The organism is Streptomyces milbemycinicus (assembly GCF_002154605.1).
Classification (GTDB): Bacteria; Actinomycetota; Actinomycetes; order Streptomycetales; family Streptomycetaceae; genus Streptomyces; species Streptomyces milbemycinicus.
The window spans coordinates 1-6,106 of sequence record NZ_MUNE01000008.1 but is presented as its reverse complement, the minus strand read 5'-3'; the positions used below and the strand labels follow the sequence as shown (position 1 = coordinate 6,106).

The window sequence follows — 6,106 nt, the reverse complement described above, 5'->3', positions numbered from 1 at the left end:
GGCGTGCCGGGGACCGCTGCCGGGGCGGCCGCCGTGGCCAGGGTGACCACGGCGGCCACGGCGAATGCGCTGCCCCGGCGGGGCCTGCGTATTCGGTGGTGCGCGCGGTGGCGCATACGCTGGGGTATCCGGTGACGCGCTCGATGGCGAGCTCGGCCACGCGCTCGGCGGCGGGGCGTCTCGCCTGAGCGCTTCCCGGTCATCTCGCCCGAGGGCTGGCGGGCCGTCTCGCCTGAGCGCTTCGGGGTCGTCTCGCCCGAGCGCTTTCCGGTGATCTCGCCCGAGTGCTTCCGGGGCGTCTCGCGTGAGTGCTTCATGGCGAGTCCACCGTGTGGCGGCGCCCGTCCGGGCGCCCGTGGGGTGCGGCCGGAAGAGGGAAAAGGCTGCTCCGTCCGGGCGGTTTGGCCGCCGGACAGGTGTGAGGCAGGTCACCTCCGCTCGCGAAATTTCCGGGGACGGTCTCCCCGTTTAACCGTATGTACGAAACGGGGACCGAGTCCCCGGAAATGTTGAACGCCGAATCTTCGTGCCGGAAGGAGTGCCGTCGTGGGAGCCGTGACCGCCACCGCCCAGCCCGCGCGGCCCAGGCTGCGCGCCGACGCCCTGCGCAACAGGGAGCGGATCGTCGCGGCGGCCCGCGAGGTCCTCGTCGAGCAAGGGGCCGAGATCTCGCTCGATGAAATCGCTCGACGGGCGGGGGTCGGCAATGCCACCCTTTATCGGCACTTCGCGGACCGCGGCGAGCTGGTGCATCATGTCACCGTCTCGGTGATGGAGCGCATCGCCGACCAGGCCGAAGTCGCCCTGGCGGAGGAGCCCGACGCCTTCGCGGCGCTGCGTCGCTTTGTGCACGCGGCGGCCGAGGAGCGCGTCGGCGCACTGTGCCCGCTGCTCTCCGACGGCATCAACAAGGAGCACCCTGACCACATTGCCGCGCAGACGCGCCTGGAAGGCGCCATCAGCGCCCTGATGGCCGCCGGGCGCGACTCCGGCCAGCTGCGCGCCGACATCGACGTCGGTGATCTGATGGTCGCCCTGACTCAGCTCACCAGGCCGCTGCCCGGCGGAGCCTGTGTGAACTTCGACATCTTTGTGCACCGGCACCTACAGCTGTTCCTGGACGGACTGGCTGCCCCGGGGCGCTCCGTACTGTCCGGCTCCGCCGCCACTTTGGAGGATCTCAAGCGTCGCCCGTGACACACATCACGCGTCGTCCGGTGACCTGGACCGATTAATTCCCGTTCGTTCGCCAGTCAGTCTTTTCGTCGTCAGTAACGGCCCGTAGGCAGAAACCACCCGTAGCGCCGCCGCGCGTTGTCACGTTCCGGTGCGCCGCTACGTCGTTGTTGTGTCAGTCCGTTGCGCCAGCACTTCCTTACGTACGTCCGTTAGCCCGTCAAACGTCCCGTTTTTCACTCTCCGCACCGCTAGGTAGGCCCACCCATGCCTGAAACGGCACAGTACGTCGATCCCCGGCGCTGGAAAGCGCTGATATTCATCGCCCTCGCCCAGCTGATGGTCGTGCTCGACGCGACCATCGTGAACATCGCGCTGCCCTCCGCTCAGGACGCCCTGGACATCTCCGACGGCAACAAGCAGTGGGTCATCACGGCCTACGCGCTGGCCTTTGGAGGTCTGCTGCTCTTCGGTGGACGCCTCGCCGACCTGTGGGGGCGTAAGCAGACCTTCATCGTCGGCCTGATCGGCTTCGCGGCCGCCTCGGCGCTGGGCGGCGCCGCGCTCAACTCGCCCATGCTGATGGGCGCCCGCGCGCTGCAGGGCATCTTCGGCGCGCTGCTCGCCCCGTCGGCGCTCTCGCTGCTGGCGGTGACGTTCACCGATGCCAAGGAGCGCGCCAAGGCGTTCGGCATCTTCGGTGCCATCGCGGGTGGTGGCGGTGCCGTCGGTCTGATCCTCGGCGGTGTGCTGACCGAGTACATGAACTGGCGCTGGACGTTCTTCGTCAACATCCCGTTCGCCATCGTCGCCGCGGTCGGCGCGATCTCCGTGATCCGCGAGCCCGCCGAGAGCCGCAACCCCGCCAAGCTCGACATCCCCGGCGTTCTGCTGGCCACGCTGGGCCTGGTCTCGCTGGTCTACGCCTTCACCCGCGCCGAGAGCGACGGCTGGACCGCCGGCATCACCCTGGGCCTGTTCGTCGCGGCCGTCGTGCTGCTGGCCGCCTTCGCGGTCGTCGAGTCCCGGGTCAAGGCGCCCCTGCTGCCGCTGCGCGTCGTCACCAACCGCAACCGCGGTGGCGTCTACCTGGCGCTGGGCCTGGCGGTCATCGGCATGTTCGGTCTGTTCCTGTTCCTCACCTACTACATGCAGATGGTGAAGGGGTACAGCCCGGTCAAGAGCGGTCTGTCCTTCCTGCCGATGATCGTCGGCATGATCACCGGCTCCACGCAGATCGGCACCCGGCTGATGACCCGGGTTCCGGCCCGGATGCTGATGGGCCCGGGCTTCCTGGTCGCCGCGGTCGGCATGCTGCTGCTGACCCAGATCGACCTGGACACCTCGTACCCGCTCCTGATCCTGCCCGGGTTCCTGCTGCTGGGCCTCGGTATGGGTACGGCGTTCATGCCGGCGATGAGCCTGTCCACGTTCGGCATCGAGCCGCGTGACGCGGGTGTCGCCTCCGCGATGGTCAACACCTCGCAGCAGGTCGGCGGCGCGATCGGCACCGCGCTTCTCAACACCATCGCCACCAGCGCGGGGGAGAAGTACGGCAAGGCGCACGTGGCCACGGCCAAGTCGCCCGAGCTGCTGCAACTGCAGTCGCAGGTGCACGGCTACACCACCGCCATCTGGTGGGCGGTCGGCATCCTGGTGGTCGCCGCGGCGATCGCTCTGACCTTCGTCAACGCCGGGCGGCAGGACGGCAGTTCCGCGGTCAGCGGCTCCGGCGAGGGCGCGGCCGAGGACGCGATCCCGGTCATGGCGCACTGATACGCGTGGTGCGGCTCCGGCCGTACGACGTGGAAAGCCCCGCTCCTTCGGGAGGAGCGGGGCTTTCCGCAGTTCTGACTTCAGCGCAGCCAGGGGAGGTCGGCGCCCTCCGGCTGAAGACCGTCGGCGATGATGCGGCAGATGTCGCCGAACTGGCCGATCTGCTCCGGTGTGAGCCGGTCGAATATGGCCGCGCGCACGGCCTCGACATGGCCGGGCGCGGCCTTCTTCAGCACCTCGAACCCCTCGTCCGTCAGCACGGCGTTCTGGCCGCGCTTGTCCGAGGGGCAGTCCTCGCGCCGTACCCAGCCGTTCTTCTCCAGGCGGGTGATGGCGTGCGAGAGGCGGGACCGGGTGATCTTCGCGGCCGCGGCCAGTTCCGTCATCCGCAGCCGGTGGCGAGGTGCCCAGGAGAGCTTCACCAGTAGGCCGTAGTACACATGCGGCAAGCCCGCGTCGCGCTGCAGCTGACGGTCGAGATGGTCTTCGAGCAGCATGTTCGCCTGGAGGTAGGACTGCCAGGCGTGCTGTTCATCGTCGGTCAACCAGCGGGGTTCTTCGGCGTCTGCGGGGGTCGTCATCGCTTCCACGAGCTTATTGTAAGAGCCCTTTCTTGAAATTTAAACTACTGGGGGCTACAGTGGTCCCCGGAAATTATTCTTGAGAGTTCAAGTTCTGGCTTCGGGAGCCGCCATGTCCGCCGCCACGCCGTCCTCGTCCGTATCGGGCGGGCGCATGCCTGCCCTCTACCTCAGCCACGGTGCTCCGCCGCTCGCCGACGACCCGGTCTGGCCCGGTCAGCTCGCCGCCTGGTCGGCGGGGCTGCCCCGGCCCACGGCGATCCTGATGGTCTCCGCCCACTGGGAGGAGGCCCCGCTGGCCCTCGGGGCCACCCAGGCGGTGCCGCTGGTGTACGACTTCTGGGGCTTCCCCGAGCACTACTACCGGGTGCGGTACGACGCGCCCGGCGCGCCCGAGCTCGCCGAGCGCGTGCGCAAGACGCTGCGTACGGCGGGCACGCCCGTCCAGGACATACCGGACCGGGGCCTGGACCACGGCGCGTACGTCCCGCTCGTCGAGATGTACCCGGACGCCGACATCCCCGTCCTCCAGGTGTCGATGCCGACCCTCGACCCGAGCGAGCTGATGGCCATCGGCCGCAAGCTCGCCCCGCTGCGGGACGAGGGCGTGCTGATCGTCGGCAGCGGCTTCTTCACCCACAACCTGGCCGCGCTGCGGAACGCGGGGCCGACGCCGCCCGGCTGGTCGACGGAGTTCGACGACTGGGGGCAGCGGGCGCTGGACGCCCAGGACGTCGATGCGCTGCTGGACTTCGAGCGCAAGTCCCCGGCGGGCCGCCTGGCCCACCCGCGCACCGAGCACTTCGCACCGCTGTTCGTCACCCTGGGCGCCGCGGAGTCCGACCTCGGCGGCCAGCGCAGCGTCATCGACGGCTTCTGGATGGGGCTGGCCAAGCGGTCGGTGCAGTTCGGCTGACGGTCGCGCGGTCGCGCGTGGGGTCATGCGATCGGCTCGATGAGCGCGCATGCGCGCAGGGCCGCCGCCACGGCGAGGTCGTCGACCCCGCCCCCGTCGGTCGTCACCATGACATCGAGCACGGTGTCGGTCAGCTTGATCGCGTGCTCGTCACCGTGTGCGGCGGCGCGGGCGAAGATCTCCTCGGTCCGCTCGGCGGGCGTGGCCCCGGCCGGTACGGACGGCAGCTCGCCGTGCGGAAGGCCGGTGGGCGGCGCGTACGCGGCCAGCACCGCGGCGTTCGCCGCCCACGCCGCGTCCAGGCTGGTCGCCCACAGCTCGCGGGGGAGCGCGGGCAGGGTGCGCAGCACGGCGTTGGGCGCGGTCGCGGCGTGGACCAGCATGATCGGCTCGCCGTGGGCGTGGGTGGCGTAGCGGTGGGCGGCGGCCCGTACGAGCTCGGTCAGCAGCTCGCGCGCCCGGTCAGGACCCAGCGCCCCGGAGGCGGGGCCGGGCCACACCGGGAACGTCGTGATCTGCGCCAGCCGGTCGCGGATGCCGCCGCTCTGGTCCGCGACGCGCGGTACGGCGGCCATCGCCTCGGCCGCGGTGCGCGGGGCGGGCCCCGGCAGCCGGCCGAGCGGGGGCAGCGGGGCGTGGCGGGCGGCCCAGTAGCCGAGGGCGTGGGCCAGCTCATGGGCGCGGGGCCCGGTCGCGAGCTCGTCGGCGGGGGAGTGGGCGCCGGCGTTCCGGAGGTCGGCGGCGGGGTGCGTCTCGTCGAGGAGGGTGCGTACCGCGTGGCCGACGCGGATGACCGGGTGCGTCGCCCCGCCGGCGATCCCGGGCAGCAGCCGCGGCCACCACTGGGCGAGGACCTGGCGCCAGGGGTGGTCGGCGAGCTCGCGGGTGAAGTACGCGGTCCAGTCGGCGATCCGGCGCGGGTCGCCGAGCGCCTCGGGCCAGTTCTCCGCGGTGACGGTGGCGTACGGGGTCGGCATGTCCTCGAGCTTTTTGGAGTAGAGGTCGAGCCAACGGTGCACCGAGGGGCCCTGTCCATGCCGAGCCAGGGCCTCGACGGCCATCGGGGCGTGGTTGGTCAGCCAGCCGCCGCGCTCGGGGCCCGTGGCGTGCAGCCGTTCCAGTGCTTCGTCGAGTGTGCCGCTCGTTTCGTCCATGCACGCCACGCTAGGCAGGGGCGCCGGGCCCCGTAACGGTCCGGCGATGTACGGAGCGGGGTCCGCGGACCTACGCCGCGCGGCCCCGGTCCACCGGCCTGGCAGCCGCTCTCAGTCGGCTGGGTGGGTGTGGAAGACATAGAAGGACGCGGCGTACATCGCGAGCCCGCCGCCGAGGCCCATCATCGAGCAGCGGAACACGGAGTGCTCGCTCAGGCTGTACAGGAAGCCGAAGGCGCAGCCGAAGACCGCCCCGTACGCGGCCGACCTCAGCTCCGGCATCAGGGTGGACTGGACCCGGCCGACGAGATAGCAGAGCGCCCCGACGACCACGGCCGCCACCAGGCCGAGCAGGCCGGCCGGGAGGATGGGGGTCCCCTCGTTGTGGTCGATGAAGATCGCGTACCCGCCGACGAAGATGCCCAGGACGAGCGGGACCACCCAGGACGCGGAGGGATGCAGCCGGACCTGGGCGTGGGGGTGGGGGACGCGGAGGTGCGGGT

General features: G+C 70.9%; 6 protein-coding genes. 3 read left to right on the top strand and 3 right to left on the bottom strand.

Annotation, left to right across the window (positions count from 1 at the left end; genetic code table 11):
• The first annotated feature begins 546 nt into the window (after window positions 1-546).
• Window positions 547-1,197 carry a TetR/AcrR family transcriptional regulator gene (locus CCN51_RS00740; protein WP_014179036.1) on the top strand — a complete coding sequence of 217 codons (651 nt, stop codon included), beginning with the start codon at window positions 547-549 and terminating at the stop codon, window positions 1,195-1,197.
• Window positions 1,198-1,443: 246 nt separating this feature from the next.
• A complete protein-coding gene (locus CCN51_RS00735; RefSeq protein ID WP_014179037.1) occupies window positions 1,444-2,952 on the top strand; it encodes an MFS transporter in 1,509 nt (502 codons plus the stop codon).
• An 80-nt stretch (window positions 2,953-3,032) separates the two neighbouring features.
• Here CCN51_RS00735 and CCN51_RS00730 read toward each other — a convergent pair whose 3' ends face one another.
• Window positions 3,033-3,533: a MarR family winged helix-turn-helix transcriptional regulator gene (locus CCN51_RS00730; RefSeq protein ID WP_043487462.1), complete on the bottom strand. Its 501-nt coding sequence runs from the start codon at window positions 3,531-3,533 to the stop codon at window positions 3,033-3,035.
• A gap of 112 nt (window positions 3,534-3,645) precedes the next feature.
• Between CCN51_RS00730 and CCN51_RS00725 the strand changes: the two genes are divergently transcribed.
• The gene (locus CCN51_RS00725; protein WP_014179039.1) at window positions 3,646-4,449 is read left to right on the top strand and encodes a dioxygenase family protein; all 804 of its coding nucleotides are present in this window, start codon (window positions 3,646-3,648) and stop codon (window positions 4,447-4,449) included.
• 23 nt (window positions 4,450-4,472) lie between these two features.
• Here CCN51_RS00725 and CCN51_RS00720 read toward each other — a convergent pair whose 3' ends face one another.
• Window positions 4,473-5,603, bottom strand: coding sequence for a questin oxidase family protein (locus tag CCN51_RS00720; protein ID WP_014179040.1), 1,131 nt, complete (start codon window positions 5,601-5,603; stop codon window positions 4,473-4,475).
• A gap of 111 nt (window positions 5,604-5,714) precedes the next feature.
• On the bottom strand, window positions 5,715-6,106 hold a 392-nt coding region (locus CCN51_RS00715), incomplete at its 5' end, for a hypothetical protein (RefSeq protein ID WP_107425873.1).

Coding starts and splice junctions, on each gene's coding strand:
- CCN51_RS00735 (WP_014179037.1), top strand. CDS start 1,444: ATGCCTGAAACGGCACAGTACGTCGATCCCCGGCGCTGGAAAGCGCTG.
- CCN51_RS00730 (WP_043487462.1), bottom strand. CDS start 3,533: ATGACGACCCCCGCAGACGCCGAAGAACCCCGCTGGTTGACCGACGAT.
- CCN51_RS00725 (WP_014179039.1), top strand. CDS start 3,646: ATGTCCGCCGCCACGCCGTCCTCGTCCGTATCGGGCGGGCGCATGCCT.
- CCN51_RS00720 (WP_014179040.1), bottom strand. CDS start 5,603: ATGGACGAAACGAGCGGCACACTCGACGAAGCACTGGAACGGCTGCAC.